At 65.1% G+C, this 16,264-nt stretch carries 13 protein-coding genes and 2 tRNA genes; 7 read left to right on the top strand and 8 right to left on the bottom strand.

Annotated elements, in window-relative coordinates; all coding sequences use genetic code 11:
• The first annotated feature begins 90 nt into the window (after nt 1-90).
• Both ACTIFK_RS14205 and ACTIFK_RS14200 read left to right on the top strand, forming a co-directional pair.
• Nucleotides 91-1,092 carry a L,D-transpeptidase family protein gene (locus ACTIFK_RS14205; RefSeq protein ID WP_439543732.1) on the top strand — a complete coding sequence of 334 codons (1,002 nt, stop codon included), beginning with the start codon at nt 91-93 and terminating at the stop codon, nt 1,090-1,092.
• A 151-nt stretch (nt 1,093-1,243) separates the two neighbouring features.
• Entirely contained in the window at nt 1,244-1,783 is a 540-nt protein-coding gene (locus ACTIFK_RS14200; protein WP_439543731.1) for a TIGR00645 family protein, read from the top strand.
• A 138-nt stretch (nt 1,784-1,921) separates the two neighbouring features.
• On the opposite strand, the gene ACTIFK_RS14195 is transcribed toward ACTIFK_RS14200, so the two are convergent.
• Nucleotides 1,922-4,126 carry a putative bifunctional diguanylate cyclase/phosphodiesterase gene (locus ACTIFK_RS14195; RefSeq protein ID WP_439543730.1) on the bottom strand — a complete coding sequence of 735 codons (2,205 nt, stop codon included), beginning with the start codon at nt 4,124-4,126 and terminating at the stop codon, nt 1,922-1,924.
• A 318-nt stretch (nt 4,127-4,444) separates the two neighbouring features.
• On the opposite strand from ACTIFK_RS14195, the gene ACTIFK_RS14190 reads away from it, so the two are divergent.
• Nucleotides 4,445-5,593, top strand: a complete 1,149-nt coding sequence (locus ACTIFK_RS14190; protein WP_439543729.1) for a saccharopine dehydrogenase family protein — start codon at nt 4,445-4,447, stop codon at nt 5,591-5,593.
• A 39-nt stretch (nt 5,594-5,632) separates the two neighbouring features.
• On the opposite strand, the gene ACTIFK_RS14185 is transcribed toward ACTIFK_RS14190, so the two are convergent.
• The 4 genes from ACTIFK_RS14185 to ACTIFK_RS14170 form a co-directional block, all read right to left on the bottom strand.
• Nucleotides 5,633-6,067, bottom strand: a complete 435-nt coding sequence (locus ACTIFK_RS14185) for a GlcG/HbpS family heme-binding protein (RefSeq protein ID WP_439543728.1) — start codon at nt 6,065-6,067, stop codon at nt 5,633-5,635.
• Nucleotides 6,068-6,168: 101 nt separating this feature from the next.
• Nucleotides 6,169-7,332 carry a slipin family protein gene (locus ACTIFK_RS14180; RefSeq protein ID WP_439543727.1) on the bottom strand — a complete coding sequence of 388 codons (1,164 nt, stop codon included), beginning with the start codon at nt 7,330-7,332 and terminating at the stop codon, nt 6,169-6,171.
• Between the two features lie 336 nt (nt 7,333-7,668).
• Nucleotides 7,669-7,743, bottom strand: a tRNA-Asn gene (locus ACTIFK_RS14175).
• Between the two features lie 2 nt (nt 7,744-7,745).
• Nucleotides 7,746-7,819 (bottom strand) — tRNA-OTHER (locus ACTIFK_RS14170).
• Between the two features lie 370 nt (nt 7,820-8,189).
• On the opposite strand from ACTIFK_RS14170, the gene ACTIFK_RS14165 reads away from it, so the two are divergent.
• The gene (locus tag ACTIFK_RS14165) at nt 8,190-9,887 is read left to right on the top strand and encodes a GMC family oxidoreductase (RefSeq protein ID WP_439543726.1); all 1,698 of its coding nucleotides are present in this window, start codon (nt 8,190-8,192) and stop codon (nt 9,885-9,887) included.
• Between the two features lie 52 nt (nt 9,888-9,939).
• Entirely contained in the window at nt 9,940-10,878 is a 939-nt protein-coding gene (locus ACTIFK_RS14160) for a 50S ribosomal protein L11 methyltransferase (RefSeq protein WP_439543725.1), read from the top strand.
• A gap of 141 nt (nt 10,879-11,019) precedes the next feature.
• On the opposite strand, the gene ACTIFK_RS14155 is transcribed toward ACTIFK_RS14160, so the two are convergent.
• A complete protein-coding gene (locus tag ACTIFK_RS14155) occupies nt 11,020-12,414 on the bottom strand; it encodes a polyhydroxyalkanoate depolymerase (protein WP_439543724.1) in 1,395 nt (464 codons plus the stop codon).
• A gap of 184 nt (nt 12,415-12,598) precedes the next feature.
• Nucleotides 12,599-13,285 carry an SCO family protein gene (locus ACTIFK_RS14150; RefSeq protein WP_439543723.1) on the bottom strand — a complete coding sequence of 229 codons (687 nt, stop codon included), beginning with the start codon at nt 13,283-13,285 and terminating at the stop codon, nt 12,599-12,601.
• A 179-nt stretch (nt 13,286-13,464) separates the two neighbouring features.
• Here ACTIFK_RS14150 and ACTIFK_RS14145 point away from each other — a divergent pair, with 179 nt between their 5' ends.
• Both ACTIFK_RS14145 and ACTIFK_RS14140 read left to right on the top strand, forming a co-directional pair.
• On the top strand, nt 13,465-14,892 hold the full coding sequence (locus ACTIFK_RS14145) for an ActS/PrrB/RegB family redox-sensitive histidine kinase (protein WP_439543722.1): 1,428 nt from the start codon (nt 13,465-13,467) through the stop codon (nt 14,890-14,892).
• A gap of 164 nt (nt 14,893-15,056) precedes the next feature.
• The gene (locus ACTIFK_RS14140) at nt 15,057-15,623 is read left to right on the top strand and encodes an ActR/PrrA/RegA family redox response regulator transcription factor (RefSeq protein ID WP_291152724.1); all 567 of its coding nucleotides are present in this window, start codon (nt 15,057-15,059) and stop codon (nt 15,621-15,623) included.
• A gap of 3 nt (nt 15,624-15,626) precedes the next feature.
• Here the strand turns inward: ACTIFK_RS14140 and ACTIFK_RS14135 are convergent, their stop codons facing one another.
• The gene (locus ACTIFK_RS14135; RefSeq protein WP_439543721.1) at nt 15,627-16,157 is read right to left on the bottom strand and encodes an MmcB family DNA repair protein; all 531 of its coding nucleotides are present in this window, start codon (nt 16,155-16,157) and stop codon (nt 15,627-15,629) included.
• Nucleotides 16,158-16,264 lie beyond the last annotated feature (107 nt).

The following is a 16,264-nucleotide window of genomic DNA, read 5'->3' as shown; positions in this document are numbered from 1 at the left end:
CGTTTCGCGGCGCTCCGGCGCGTGCTTCGATCTGTTGGCGTAAGTTTTCGGGCGTAAGTCTGCGGGCGTAATTCCTCGACAGGGTGAGAGATGGCTGGCGCGAAGCCGGGCTCATGGGTGATTGCGGTTGGACGGTGTGCGGCCGGACTGGCGGCCAGCGCTGTCTTTGCGGCGGGCTGTCTTGCCCTGACTGCCGATCGGGCCTCCGCCATCACGATCGAACTCAAGGACGTCGCCGAAGACCGGATCGAGCGCCAGCGCGCCGCTGCGGACGGACGCCTGCCACTGCCAAAAACGCCGGACACCGCTCGCCTCAAGGAGCGCCTTGCCGAGGCCGGTGTAAAGTCCGGCGCGCCGATCCTGATGCGCATCTTCAAGGAGACGAGCGAGCTCGAGATGTGGATCGAGAAGGGCGACCGCTTCGTGCTGTTCGCCACCTATCCGATCTGTCACTGGTCCGGCACGCTCGGCCCCAAGTTCCGGGAAGGCGACAAGCAGACGCCCGAAGGCTTCTACACCGTGACACAGCGGCAGCTGCGCCGGCTCGGGCGCTGGCCGCGCGCCATCAATCTCGGATTCCCGAACGCCTATGACCGCGCGCTCAACCGCGACGGGTCCTACATTCTGATGCACGGCGGCTGCTCGTCGGTCGGATGTTTTGCCATGACCAATCCGGTGATGAGCGAAGTTCACGGCCTCGCCACCGCGGCGATCCAAAGCGGGCAGCGCTATGTGCCGATCCACGTGTTTCCGTTCCGCCTGACGGACGCTGCGCTCGCGGCCCGGTCCACCAGCCCATGGCACGGGTTCTGGTCCTCATTGCAGCCCGGCTACACGTCGTTCGAGCGGACGGGGCGCCCGCCGCGCGTCAGCGTTTGCAAAGGCCAATATACCGTCGAGGATGCGCGGCCAAAGGCGACTTCCGCCGACCCGGAGGCCGACGACAAGCGCGGGCGCGGAAAATCGCGCAGCGGCATGATGCTCGGCGCGCTCCATGTGGGGTGCCCGGAGCCGGTGCCGGTGACGACGGCTGAGAAGACGCACGCCGAGGCGGTGATTCCCCGCAGTCCCGAGATCGCAAAGCAGCGCTGAGCAGCGGCCATGCCTTCAGCCGCGCACGTTTGCCGCAGCTTGCGGGGCTACGTTTGCCGCCCTTGCGGCGCGGGCAGCGCTTGGCATACACCCTGATCTCAATCTTGATTTCACCCTGATCTTCGATCAGCCGGCCAACGAGAGACATCCGATGCGGGACCCCGCCACGAACCCAGTTGAAAAAGCCCTGGAGACTTTGATCTTCGCCAGCCGATGGATCCTCGCGCCGTTCTATCTCGGCCTCGCGATTTCGCTCGTCGTGCTGTTGATCAAGTTTCTGGCGGAACTGTTTCACATCGCGGCGCACGCCTTCACCTCGACCGAGAGCGAGGTCATTCTCGGCGTGCTGGCGCTGGTCGACATGACGCTGACCGGCTCGCTGCTCGTCATCGTCATCTTCTCCGGCTACGAAAACTTCGTGTCGAAGATCGACCACAGCGGGCATCGCGACTGGCCGGAGTGGATGGGCACCATCGACTTCTCGGGCCTCAAGCTCAAGCTTCTCTCGTCGATCGTCGCCATCTCGGCGATCCAGCTGCTCAAGCAGTTCATGTCGCTCAACACGGTCTCGGACCGCGACATCTTCTGGCTCGTGCTGATCCACGTCGTGTTCGTTGTTTCCGGCGTCCTGCTGGCGCTTTCGGATCGGATCGCGGGGCACGGCCCGGGCGGCGGAAAATCGGACCACTAGGATTGTTCCGACTTTCGCGCCCCCTTACCCTAACCCTCTCCCCAAGGGGAGAGGGAAATTCACCGTGCTCGCTCTCCCATGGCTTCGCCATGACGAGAGATGCCGAAAGCGATGCAAATCGCTCCCAAGTGAGGGGTGTCAGGCGACGCGCTTGGATGGTTTGCGTTTGGTCAGGAAGGCCAGCATGTCCGCCTGCGGCCGGGCCTTGCTGAACAGGAAGCCTTGGCCCTGCTCGCAGCCGATATGGCGCAAGCAGGCCAGTTCCGCGTCCGTCTCGATCCCCTCGGCGGTGATGGTCTTGCCCAGCGTATCGCCCAGGCCGACGATGGCGCGCACGACCGCCTGTTTCTCGACGTTGCCGCAGATGCCGCTGACGAACGACCTGTCGATCTTGATCTTGTCGAACGGGAAGCTGCAGAGGTAGCCGAGCGAGGAATAGCCGGTGCCGAAATCGTCCATGGCGATGCGCGTGCCGAGGCGGCGCAGGGCGTCAAGCGTGTCGAGCACGACGTTCGACCGGTCGAGGAACAGCGATTCCGTGATTTCAAGCTCCAGGCGTTCCGGCGCCAGTCCGCTCGCCTCGAGCGCGGCGTGGACCATGCCGCAGACGTCGACGCCGCGAAACTGTACCGGCGAGATGTTGACGGCGACGCGCATATGCTCCGGCCACGCCATCGCGTCATGGCACGCCCGGCGGAGGACGAAATCGCCGAGGCGCGTGATCAACCCGGACTCTTCTGCGATGGGGATGAATTCGACGGGCGAGACGTAGCCGCGCTCGGGGTGCAGCCAACGGACGAGCGCTTCCGCCGCCACCGTATGGCCGGTCGTGAGCGACACGAGCGGCTGGTAGTGCACGTCCAGGCCGCCCATTTCGATGGCGAGGCGAAGATCCTGCTCAAGCTTGCGCCGCGCCTGGGCGCGCGCATTCATGTCGGCTTCGAAGTAGCGGTAGGATCCCTTGCCGCGCTGCTTGACCTGCGAGAGCGCCAAGCTTGCATTCTTCATGAGCTTGTCGGCCTCGTCGCCGTCGCCGGGCGCCACGGCGATGCCGATGCTGGCGCCGATGACGATCGGCTGGCCCTGGATCATGTACGGCCGGCTGATCACTTCGATCAGGCGCTTGGCCACCGCGCTAATCTCTTCAACGTCGGCCACGCCCGGCATGATGATGCCGAACTCGTCGCCGCCGAGCCGGGCCGCTTTGGCGTCCTGACGAAGCGTCTGGTTGATGCGGCGGGCGACAGCCTGGAGCAGAAGATCTCCGGCGGCCTGTCCCATCGTTTCGTTGACGGCCTTGAAGTTGTCGAGGCCGATGCAGAGCGATGCCCCGATGCCGCCGTCGTGCGCGATGACCGACAGAAGCTCGGCTGCATGATCGAGGTGGCGGGCGCGATTGGCGAGGCCGGTCAGGGCATCGTGATGGGCGAGATAGGCCACCTGCGCCTCGGCGCGGCGGCGCTCGGTGATGTCGACGGCGGCGACGAGGACGGCGGCGGCGCGCTCGTGCACGATCGCCTGCGAGAAGATGGCGACCTCGATCTTGCTGCCGTCGCGCTTCAGGTGCGACCAGTACTGGTCGCGAAGGATGCCCGGCGCGGGGCTGTAGAGCTCATCGACATGGGCATGACTTTCGGCTGCATGCAGGCATTGCACGGGCCGGCCGATCATCTCATCGCCCGGATAGCCATAGTGTTCGCGCGCGGCCGCGTTGGCGGACAGGATCGCCTTGCCGGCCTGTGCGACGACGTACATGGGCACGGGATTGGCTTCGAACAGGAGGCGGAAGGAGGCTTCGCGCTCCTTCAGTTCGGTGATGTCGATGCGCAGGCCGATGACGCCGCCGTCCGTGGTGCGACGCTCGTCGATCAGAATGCAACGGCCGTCCGCCAGCCACTGCTCATGGCGTCCGGTCGGTGTCATCATTTGCTCGAGGCGGTCGGCGATCCATTCCTCTTCGCGACCGATCGCGGACGGATAATCCCCGCGATCGACGCCGACGCGGAGCGTGTCGGCCAGACGCGCGCCGACTTTGAACAGGTCGGCGGTGCGATGGTAGATTTTCGAATACTGCTCGTTCCAGAGAACGTAGCGACCCTCGGCGTCGAGGAACACGATTCCCTGGGGTAGGATTTCCAAGGCTTCGCGGAGACGGGCGCTGGCGGTGCGGGCTGCGTCGACGGCCGTGCGCGCCGTCCCGAGAGCTGCTTCGAGTTCCGAAATCTGCGCTGCCGCATCCGCGCCATGGCGCGTGGCTACGTCGCCGCTCAGGACTTTGAGGGCCGCCCGCAAAGGCCTCCGCCCGTCGCCCTGCAGCCGCTTGTCGAATTTCCGGCGATTCATCGAAGTACCCGCGCAAGATGCAATTTTCTGCGGCCACTATCCGGCAGGCCTCTTAAAGACCCGTTTTTAGCGGGCGCTGCCGTGTGCGCGGAAGCCCTTCAAATCAGACCACAAATGCATATTTAGCGGGCAGCACGCATGGGGTCCGGACGTGTATTCGGTAAGCTGCGATTAACGTCTGCTCGTTGCGCTGGCAAAAAGCGGCGTCCAAAGTGGAGCGATCGACTCGTGCAACGCGGATCCTGCGAAGCGCTGCCCAAATGCGATGCATTTGATCTATTTTCTCCAACCTTCCGTCATGGTTAGCGGGACCTTACCGTGCAGCGCTTTCCGGTCCTGATTGTGGGCAGCACGGGTGCCTTCGGCGCCCGCATCGCAGAGCTTCTCGTGCGCGACGCGGCCATCGAGGTCATTCTCGGCGGCCGGACGCGCAGCGCGCTCGATGCCCAAGCCCGCGAACTTTCCGGTGCGTCCAAGCGGTCGACCGGCGTTGCCGTTCTCGATGCAACTGAGGTTTCGGGCGACGACATCGCGAAGATCGGTGCGGCGCTGGTGATCAACGCCGCGGGTCCGTACCAGGGCTCGGACACCCGGCTTGCACAGGCGGCGCTGGCCGCGCCATGCCACTACATCGACCTTGCCGATGCGCGGGATTTCGTCGCCGGGTTTCCGAGCCTCGACGGCGCCGCGCGGGCGGCCGACGTGCTCGCGGTGACGGGCGCGAGTTCGGTGCCGGGGCTGTCGTCCGCGGTTGTCGCGCAGCATCGCGACGCGTTCGCCCGGCTCGAATGCCTCGACATCGCAATCTCGCCCGGCAATGCGTTCGATCCCGGAGTGGCCACGGTGGCGTCGGTGCTCGGCGGCGTGGGTCAGCCGTTGCGCATCCTGGACGGTGGCGTGTGGCGGACGGTGCATGGCTGGCAAGGCCTGCGGCGGGTCCGTTTCGGCGAGGCGGAGCGCCGGTGGGTCGGCTACGTCGATGTGCCGGATCTCGACCTTTTTCCGGCGCACGAAGCGGGACTTGCCACGGTTCGCTTTCAGGCGGGACTTGAGGTGCCGCTGTTCCACCTCGGGCTTTGGTCGGCTTCATGGCTGGTGCGGAGCGGCATCGTCCGCAGCCTCGCGCCGCTCGCGCCGGCGCTGTTGCGGGTCAAGAAAGCGTTCTCCGGATGGGGCAGCAACCGCGGCGGCATGATCGTCGCAATGCGCGGCACCGGCGCGAACGGGCAGCGCAAAATCCTGCGCTGGCTGCTGGTCGCGGGATCCGGCCACGGGCCGTATGTGCCGGCGCTCGCCTCGGTGGCGCTGGCGCGGCGGCTCGCCTCCGGCCTCGAGCCGCGGCGCGGCGCCTTCGCCTGCTACGGTCTCGTCGGTCTGGACGAGATCCTCGCCGAAGCGCGCCACCTCGACATCGTGTGCACCACGCTCGAAGAAAAGCCCCTCCTGCGCGGGGCAGAAGGGGCTTGAGCTTGGGCATAATGGCAGCGTCGCGCCGGTGCGCGGGGATTACGTGCGCCAGGGATGCTCGGGGAGGTCGGAGATGCCCACCACCTTCACGCCTGCGGCGGCGACCTTGTGATCGTTCTCGACGGAGCTGCCCGAAACGCCGATCGCGCCGACGAGCACGCCCTCGTTGTCCACGATCGGCAGGCCGCCCGGAAACGTGATCAGGCCGTCGTTCGAGTGCTCGATGCCGTACAGCGGGCCGCCTGGCTGCGAAAGTCCACCGATCGCGCCGGTCGGCATGCCGAAGAACACGGCCGTCTTCGCCTTCTTGATGGCGATATCGATCGAGCCGACCCAGGCATCGTCCATGCGGTGAAACGCCTTGAGGTTGGCGCCGCTGTCGACGACAGCAATACACATCTTGGTTTTGGTCTTCTCGGCCTCCTTGCGGGCGGCTTCGATGATCTTCTTGGCGTCGTCGATCGTTACGTGCATGGGACTTTTCCTCCGGTGCGCGCGCAATTTCGCGCGCTTCGTCATATCGCGCCTCAATGTCCCTATTTCAATCCCTGGCGCGTTAACCCTTACGCGGCGTTTCAGCCCTCGGCGGGCTTGTCGGCACTCAGTTTGTAGAGGTTGGAGAGCAGCGCGTCGAAGGCGCCGGCTCCGGCCCCTGTATGCAGATCGATGCGCCCCACCTTCTCCACCAGCTTCTCCAGCGCCTCAAGCTCCTTCAGGCGCAGCAGGAGAGGATTGTTTTCCATGAGCTTCGCCGTATTGAGCAGCGAACGCGTAGCCGCCGTCTCTTCCTGGCGCCGGATGATGTTGGCTTTGGCGACGCGCTCGGCTTCAACGACCTTGTTCAGGAGGTCGCGCACGTCTCCGGGCAATATGACATCCTTAACGCCGATCTCTCCCACCTCGGCGCCGAGGGCCGCCGCGCGTTCGGACACATAGGCGCGCACTTCACGGTCGATAGTGTCGCGGGCGGCGAGGATCTCGTCGAGAGACCGCGCGGCGACCGCCTCGCGGATCGCGAACTGGATCAGACGGTAAAGCGTGGCGTTGACGTCGCCCGACGCCATCGCGGACTTTTCGGGATCAACGATTCGAGCGAAGGCTGTCAGCGTCACGCGAATGCCGACGCGATCCTTGGTCAGGATTTCCTGCGCCGTCACCTCGAGCGGCTGGGGCCGCAGGTCAAGCTTCGCCACGCGCACCTGGCGGCCGACGGCCCAGAATGCATGCCGGCCAGGCGTCAAGCGCTCGGTCAGAACGCCATCGACGAACAGCAGCCCGGCTTCGTGGGCCTCCACAACCGTCGAGACGATGGCATTTCCGGAGCGTCCCGCATCCAGCTTGTCGAGATGGCGTTTCTCGACGCGCAAGGTCTCGGCCGTATCGACCGTCTCTACGGTAACCGTCGTCAACGTCTTCCAGAACGCCCGCGTAGAGTTCGGCAGCACGAGATGCTTCGGATCGCCGTCCAGCGAGACGATGGCGATCTCTGTCGGGCCGGGCTGGACGATGACGAAATTCTCCTGCGCGAGATCGGGTTCGGTCTTGGCGAGAAGCAGCGCCTGCTCGGGCAGGATCTCCGCCCGCAGAACCTTGACGATTTCGACCGAAAGCTGGCCCATCAGGTCCAGCTCCGTGAATCGACCGGGCTGCAGAAGCTTCTCGAAGCGTCCGTCGCGCCGCAGAATGCCGCGCTCGTCATCCCTGACGATGGCCGTGGTCCAGAATTTCAAGCGAGACATGGAACGCTCCGAAATAAAATTGCGGGGCCGATGAGACCTCCGTTGGCTTCAAATACAGTGCGCGAGCTTTCGCGATCGCAGGTCGCCGGCCGCTACGCCACGACGAAAACGCGGGCCCTTGCTTGAGCCGCGCGGCTCGACCTTCCACCGCGCGATCGTCGCCTGCCGATCCCGAAAGATCAGCCGACGCGTTCCGTGCGGCTCCGGCTTTGCCGCGAGGCGGTATCCGCAAGAACGCGGAGCGCTTCGACGCTTGCCTCCATCCCACCCGTCGGCCGAAGCCTCGGAGGCGAAACGTTGGCCGGAGTAACGACTGGCTTCCCAAATGAGATCGCTTGGAGGCGATTGGCGGGGGATTCGAACCCCCCACAGCGAGGTTAACGGTCTCGTGCTCTACCCACTGAGCTAGCCACTGGAGAAGCTTAAGGGAATTGAACCCCCGACCTCCCGGCAAAAGCCGGGCGCTCTACCACTGAGCTAAAGCCTCGGTTTCTCCCGAAAACGCGGAACACGCCGCCGCAGGGCGGAGCGCGCCAGCCGGGTCTCAGAGAGCCCGGACACATGGCGTCATTCAGGAACACACAGTAGAGGCGGAAAATCCGGCGGAAATCCACTCCTGACACTAGAATTTCCGCCAACATCGTTACACGGATGCCACCCCGATCAGCTCACGTTGTTTTTCCTATGCCGGGCGCGTTGCAGTCGCCGGCAGACGGGAGTAACGACGGGGATGGCGGGCCGTTACGCCGGGAACAGCGGCGCAGGAGCGCTCTCGGCAGGTTGGCCGCCATTCCGGACCGCCGTGATGCTTCGGCGCACGCGCGAGGCGGACACGCTTGCGACAGATAGGACTTGCGATGTCTAGGTTGGCTTCTCCGCTCAGCGCGCTGAAACACCGCTATGACGTGATCGTCGTTGGCTCCGGCTATGGCGGCGGGGTCACGGCGTCGCGCCTCTCGCGCGCGGGCAAGCGCGTGGCGGTGCTCGAACGCGGCCGCGAAATCCAGACGGGCCAGTTCCCGCAGAAATTTTCCGAACTCAAGAACGAATTCCAGGTCACCGGGGCGAGCTTTCGCACGGGATCCGAGCAGGCGCTCTACGATGTGCGCCTCGGGCGCGATATGCACGTGCTCGTCGGCTGCGGCCTCGGTGGCGGCTCGCTCGTCAACGCGGGCGTCTCGCTCGTCCCTGACCGGCGCGTGTTCACCGATGAGGCGTGGCCGGGGCAGGTAGCGCAGGACGGCTTCATCGAGGAAGGCTACCGGCGCGCCGAGCAGTGGCTGCGTCCCGCCTCCGATCCGCGCGCACGTGAGATGACCAAGTACAAGGTGCTGGACCGCGCCTCCGGCGAGGCCGGCGGGACCATCGTGGCGCCGCGCATCGCCGTCAGCTTCGAGGACACCGTCAATCCGGCGGGCGTCGCGCAAGCCGCATGCACCCGCTGCGGCGACTGCTGCGCGGGCTGCAACGTCGGCGCCAAGAACACAGTGGCGCTCACGTACCTGCCGGATGCCGTGCGTCACGGCGCGGAGCTGTTCACCGGGCTCAAGGTCGACACGGTCCGCAAGGGCGCGGACGGCCTGTGGCACGTCTCTGCCCGCGTGGTCGGTCCGGAGCGCGGGACGATGCCCGAAGTCATGATCGAAGCGCCGGTGGTCGTGCTCGCGGCGGGTACGCTCGGGTCGACGGAAATTCTGCTACGCTCGCGCGATGCCGGGCTCGCCGTTTCCGACAAGATCGGGCAGCGCTTTTCCGCCAACGGCGACATCATCGCCTTCGGCTACGGCGCGAAATCGACGGTGAATGCCGTCGGCGTCGGCTATCCGTCGAAGGTGGAGGGGCTCGAAGTCGGCGCCGCAGTTTCGGGCCAGCTCGAATTCCACGACGCCGAGATCCTCGCGAACGAGGTCCGCGTGCAGGAAGGCGCGCTCCCCTCCGCGTTCGCATCCGTGCTGCCCGTTCTCTTCGTGCCGAACGGGCGCTTGCTCGGCGCGCTGCAGAGCCTCATCAACGGCGTCTACAAGGGGCCGTTCGCCAATCTTCAGACGTTCTTCGCCGTCTCGCACGACAGCGCATCGGGACGCTTTTCGCTCGAGGACAATCAGCTCGCGCTCTCCTGGGCCAATGCCAAGGACGAGCCGGTCTATGCGCGGCTCGACAAGATCCTCTCGAACCTCGTGGCCGCGAGCGGCGGCTCGTACGTCAAGAACCCGCTGGCCGGCACGGTGATGGGACATCAGCCCGCGACCGCGCATCCGCTCGGCGGCTGCGGCATGGGACGTGAGCGCAGCGACGGCGTCGTCGATCACAAGTGCCGCGTGTTCAACGGCGCATCGAATGCCGGCGACACGGACGTGCACGACGGGCTCTACGTGATCGACGGGGCGGTGATCCCGCGGTCACTCGGCGTCAACCCGCTGCTGACCATCACGGCCCTTGCCGAACGCGCGATGCTGCACTTTGCGCAGGACCGCGGCCTGAGCTACACAACGGCACCCGTCTCGGAGCCGTCATCCGCCGTTACCGCTCCAGGGCACGCCACCGCGTCAGCCTGACCCGTCTCTGCCTGACCCGTCTCTGCCTGACCCGTCCCCGGAACCGCCCTTCATGCGCATCGAATACCACCGCACGTTAATTGCCGACCATGTGCGCAATCGAGCTTTTCACGATGCGATGGCCGCCGTCATCAAGCGCGGCGAAACCGTCGTGTCCGACATCGGAGCGGGCACAGGGCTGATCGGCCTGATGGCCGCGAAGCTCGGCGCGCGCGAGGTGTTTCTCTACGAAGCGGCCGAGGTCGCGGGCGTGGCCGCGGCGGTGCTCAAGGCCAACCGCGCCAAGGCATGCCAGCTCATTCCCTGCCATTCGACGGAGATGGACGATCCGCCACGCGCTGACGTCGTCGTGTCGGAAACGCTCGGCAACTATGCGCTCGAAGAAAACATCATCGACACGCTCGCCGACGCGCGCAAACGCCATCTCAAGGATGGCGGCGTCATCATTCCCGCGCGGATCCGCCAATTCGTTGCGCCCGTGATCTCGGATCGCTTCTGGACCGAGCTCACCGTTTGGGACGGCGTCGGCTTCGACATCGACCTCGCGGTCGCGCGCACCATGAGCCTCAACAACGTCTACGTGCGCAGCTTCACGGCGGGCGACCTGCTGGCGGGCGGCAGCTCAGCCAAGGAGTGGGACGCGGTCACGCTCGGCTCCGACACGCGCTCGGCGCGCAAGGGCGAAGCGTCGTGGACGCTCGACGCGGCGGCGACGGTCTACGGCTTTGCGTACTGGTGGGAGGCGGAGCTTTCGCCCGGCGTCACGCTGTCGACCGCGCCCGATGCGCCGCGCACGCATTGGGAGCAGCTGTTCTTCCCGCTTCTCACACCGATGTCCGTCGCGGCTGGCGAAAGCGTCCTCGCCAGCCTGCGGTCGCGCTCCTCGGAAGAAGCCGGCACGCATCTCGGCTGGACGGCCGTGCATTTCGACCGCCAAGGCGCCTCCAAGGCGCGGCAGGCGATGGACCTCGACAAGGGCTGGATCCCCTAGAGTCTTTCCGGTTTTGGTTGAATCGCGGAAAGACCCTAGCCCTTTGTTTTATCGTGCTTCTTATCGGACACCATTGCTTGCATGGCTTCGCCATGACGCTCCCCACTTTTCCGGAAGCACTCTAAAGACCGTTGCGGCGCCTTACGCGCTGCCGGCGGCGGGATCGACGGGTCCGGAATCGTTAGCGGGCTCGAACGTGAAGGCCGCCGCGGACGGATCGTAGCCGGAGACCGGTTGGGCGGCCGGGCGAGGGGACGCTTTCGGACCCACCGGGATCAACTCGGCGCGCGGATCGAACGAGCGAACGAACTGCGCGATGCGCGGCGCGATCTCGTTGCGGAAGCGCGAACCGTTGAAGATGCCGTAATGACCCACGCCCTTGCATTCGATATGCAGCCGCTGGCCGTCGTCGAGCTCGCTACACAGATCATGGGCCGCGCGACACTGGCCGAGCCCGGTGATGTCGTCCTTCTCGCCTTCGATCGTCATGAGGGCGACGCGGTGAACCTTCGAGGGATCGACGCGGCGGCCGCGATACATCAGCTCGCCCTTCGGCAGCAGATGGCGCACGAACACGCGATCGATGGTGTCGAGATAAAACTCGGACGTCAGGTCCATGACGGCGAGATACTCGTCGTAGAAGTCGCGATGCTTTTCGGCCGAGTCGCCGTCGCCGGTGACGAGATGATGGAACAGATCCTCGTGCGCTTTCGTGTGGCGCTCGAGGTTCATCGCGACGAAGCCCGAAAGCTGCATGAAACCCGGGTAGACTTGGCGACCCGCGCCTGGGTAAGACCAGGGGACCGACGTGATGACGTGGTTTGCAAACCAGTCCGTGCCGCGCTCGACGGCGACCGTGTTGACGGCCGTGGGGCTCTGGCGCGTATCGACGGGACCGCCCGCGAGGATCATGCTCAGCGGGACGTTCGGATCGAGATCCTGTTCCATCAACGAGACGGCGGCGAGCACCGGCACCGCAGGCTGGCACACGGCGTAGACGTGCACGTCGCCTTTGAAGATCGCGAGCATTTCACGCACGTAGTCGATGTAGTCGTCGAGACCGAACGGTCCGGCGGAGCGCGGCACGGCGGACGCGTCCTGCCAATCGGTGATGTAGACCTCGTGGTCGGGCAAGAGCGCTTCGACGGTGCCGCGAAGGAGCGTTGCGAAGTGTCCCGACATCGGCGCGATGAGAAGAATGCGCGGACTAGCGGCGCGCTCGGCGGCCGGCATGTCCCGGACGAAATGGATCAGACGGCAAAAAGGGCGTTCCCAAACCACCTCCTCTCCGACCGGCACGGCGCGCGGTCCAACCTGGGTTTCCGTCAGGCCGAAGATGGGTTTTTCATACCGGCGCGTGGTGCGCTCGAAGACTTCCAGCGCGGCCACCGTATGGCGTCCCGCCGTCGTCAGAGACATCGGATTGAACGGGCTCTCAACCAGAAAGCGAAGCGATTCCGCCATGGCCCGGGCGGGCTTCAAGGCGGCATGGCTCATGTCGTACCAGTGATAGAGCAAGGGGGTTAGCTCCCACATTCAAGCTGCGTACCTGCGATGACCGCAGGTAATGCGCAGCCGGGTTATAACGCACGACTGCGATCAAACCGCCGGTAGCGGGAGCGCGGCCAATCGCCGCCGAAACTTACACAATGTGGCTAAATTTACTGTCCCCCAGGGGACGACAATGCACTGATTCGAAGCACATTGCCGATCCGCGTGACTAAAGTCGCGCCGGTTGAGCCGACGACTGAATCTGCGCGGCCACATCGTCCGCCAGCTTGATCGCGTCGGTGCTGTAGGGGAAGTGCTTCACGTAGGCGCCACTCGCGTCCATCAGATAAAAGAACGAACTGTGATCCATGTTGTAGTCGGCGCCACCGCTCTCGCTCGGTTGCTTGCGCGCATAGACGCGGTAGGCCTTAACGGCGCCAGCGACCTGCTCCGGCGTGCCCGAGAGGCCGATGATTTGAGGGTGGAAGCTCTTCGCGTACTTTCCGACCAGCTCCGGCGTGTCGCGTTCCGGATCGACCGTGATGAACAACGGCGTCACGCCTTGCGCCTTGTCGCCGAGGCGGTCGAGCGCGGCGGCAAGCACCTGCAACCCCGCAGGGCAGACATCCGGACAATTGGTGAATCCGAAAAAGACCAGCATCGGCTTACCGGCGAAGTCCTTCTCGGTGACGGTCTTTCCGCTCCCATCGGTGAGCGTGAACGGACCGCCAATGAAGGCGCGTCCGGTCGACGCCTGCCCGGCCGTCTTGGAGGGCGCGGAGCCGTCCGGCACGATCGCGATCAGGACCGCCGTCAAAATGCCTGCCGCAAGCCCGATCAGAAGGGCGAGCAGGATCGCTTTTCGCGACGCGCCCATAACGGTAGGCGGGGTGTCATTGTTCGGCAGTTTCGACATGGGTGTTTTCCCACCGCGGGCTAGCGAAAGAGTTTCTATTGGCCGGCGGAACGTTTAATCCTTCCGGCTGATCCAGATGCGCCCTATTTGGATCACCCATCGCCTGCTTGCAAGCTATGCTAATATTTCCGGCGATCCCGTTTTCACCTTAACGCCCTCAGGACTGAAGCAGATTTCCGGTGCAAGAAAAACTCAGCCAGCGCATTCACTCCGGCCTCGTCTACGCCAGCGACAGCCAGCTGCGCATGCAGACCATCGTCCGTCTGAGATGGGTCGGCGTCATCGGCCAGATCCTCGCGCTCAGCGTGGTCTATTACTGGCTGGGGTTCGACCTGCCGGTCGGGCCGTGTCTCATCATCATCGCCGTTTCGGCGTGGGTGAACGTGTTCCTGGCTATTCGCTATCCGGCCCGGCACCGGCTGAACGTCAACTTCGCAACGGCGCTGCTCGCCTACGATGTCGTGCAGCTCGCTTCCCTGCTCTATCTCACCGGCGGGATCATGAACCCGTTCACCATGTTGATGGTGGCGCCCGTCACGGTTTCGGCGGCGACGTTGCCGCTCGCCCGCACGATCGGTCTCGGCATCCTGGCGCTCGCCTGCGCGGCGGTGCTCGCGTTCCACGCGATGCCGCTGCCCTGGTATGTGGATCCGCCTCTGACTCTGCCGACGCTCTATAAGCTCGGAATTCTGGCGGCCGTGGCGGCGTCGATGCCCTTCCTGGCGCTCTACGTCTGGCGGCTCACCAACGAAGGCCGGCAAATGTCGGCGGCGCTCGCCGCGACGGAAATGGTGCTGGCGCGCGAGCAAAAGCTGCACGCGCTCGACGGCCTTGCCGCCGCGGCCGCCCATGAGCTCGGCACGCCCCTCTCGACCATCACCCTGGTCACCAACGAACTCGACCGGCAGATGGACAAGACCAGTCCCCACTACGAGGACATCGTGCTTTTGCGCAGCCAGGCGCAGCGGTGCCGCGAGATCCTGCAGAAGCTGACCCGTCAGCCACCGGACGAGGATCCGCTGCACGCGAGCCTGACGGTCAAGGAAATGCTGCACGAGGCGGCGCAGCCCTATCTCGGCGGGCGGGCGTCCATCATCGTCAAAGCTGCGCCCACGGAAGGCGCGGCCGGCCCCGACGCCCGGCTGCCGGAGGGCGTGCGCCGCCCCGGCGTCATCTACGGGCTCGAGAACATCATCGAGAACGCCGCCGACTTCTGCAAAAGCCGCGTCGAGGTGAGTGCGGAGTGGGACGGCCAGACCGTCACCGTGACGGTCGCGGACGACGGGCCCGGCTTCAAGCCCGAGATCATCGACAACCTCGGCGAGCCCTATGTCACGACGCGCGGCGGAAGCCGCAAGGACAAGCGGGGCAACAAAGTCTCGGGAATGGGCCTCGGGTTTTTCATCGCCAAGACGCTGCTCGAGCGCTCGGGTTCGCGGCTGCACCTTGAAAACAAGGCCGAGCCCGAGCAGGGCGCGGTGGTGCGGATCACGTGGCCGCGGGCAGCCTTCGAAGCGGCCGTGGAACTGCGCGATTACGCCAGCCCGGCGCCGCCGCGCCGCCGCCAGCCGTCGGGCCCTGGCGATCCAATCATCGACACACTCTAAGATAAGTTGCGGATACTCTTCACTTGTAAGGTTTTTCCCAGTGTTCGCTGTCGGACATTTACTATGAAAGCTCTTCCAGTGAGATTAGATATGATAAAAATTGCTACTGCCCTTGGGCTAAGCTGATTGAACGCTTATAAGTCCCACTTTCTGGGAGGTGCGCGGTGGAAACAGAAGATCTTTCATTTCGGCAAGACGAACTGCCCGAGGACCGCTCTCTCATCATCGTCGATGACGATCGTCCATTCCTGCAGCGGCTCGCGCGCGCGATGGAGCTTCGCGGCTTCGAAGTGCGCAGCGCTCATTCCGTCGCCGAGGGCATCGACCTGATCCGCGCGCAGGCGCCCGCATTCGCGGTCGTCGACATGCGCCTCGAAGACGGCAATGGTCTGGATGTGATCGCCGAACTGACGCGGGTCCGTCCGGATACGCGCATCGTGGTGCTCACGGGCTACGGCAACATCGCCACCGCCGTCTCGGCCGTGAAGCTCGGCGCGGTCGATTATCTCGCCAAGCCGGCCGATGCCGACGACGTCACGGACGCGTTGCTCGCGCCGCACAACGCCAAAGCTGCGCCGCCTGAAAATCCGATGTCGGCCGACCGCGTGCGGTGGGAACACATCCAGCGCGTCTACGAACTTTGCAACCGCAACGTCTCGGAGACGGCGCGCCGGCTCAACATGCACCGGCGGACGCTGCAGCGAATCCTCGCCAAGCGCGCACCGAAGTAACCCTCACACATCTCCGACCCCGAACCCGACGGCTGCGCGCAGCGTCGGGTCGAGCGTGACCGACAATCGCGACGCCGCGGCGCGGGCCAACCGCAAGGTCATCGCCTTGCGGACCGGCGCCGCCATGCGCATCAGCGGCGCGGGGCGCAGAATCTCGCCGCCGTACCGGTCGGCCGCGATCAAACCGGTGTCGTCAGGCAGAATGTCGACCGGAAATTCGGGCCTTACGGCAAAGAACAGCCGATCGGCGTAATCGCGATACTCCGGCCACTTGTGATCGCAGCGAAAATCCTCGATCGACGATTTGATTTCGACGATCCAGATCGTGCCGTCCGGCCCAAGCGCCGCGACGTCGGCACGGCGCCCGTTCGGTAAGGGCAACTCCGAGATCGCCGCAAAGGCATGCGCCGCCAACACCCGCACCACACCCCGGCAGATCTCGCGCGCGGCATCGGATTGCGGGCCGCCGTGCGAGGCCTGCGGAATATCCGGCCGGTCAAATCCGTTTTCCACACTGTCCTCGATGCTGGTCATTGATCTGCCATTTCGGACTGCCACCAAACTCCCACCCGGGCTCTCCGGTCATCGCATTCGGATCGACATCCGCGCTCCGCGCCTCTGCACGGAGTATCCCGGAAGTT

The sequence above is a fragment of the Hyphomicrobium sp. genome (genome assembly GCF_051860585.1).
Classification (GTDB): Bacteria; Pseudomonadota; Alphaproteobacteria; order Rhizobiales; family Hyphomicrobiaceae; genus Hyphomicrobium_C.
This window is presented reverse-complemented; position numbering and strand designations above follow the sequence as displayed.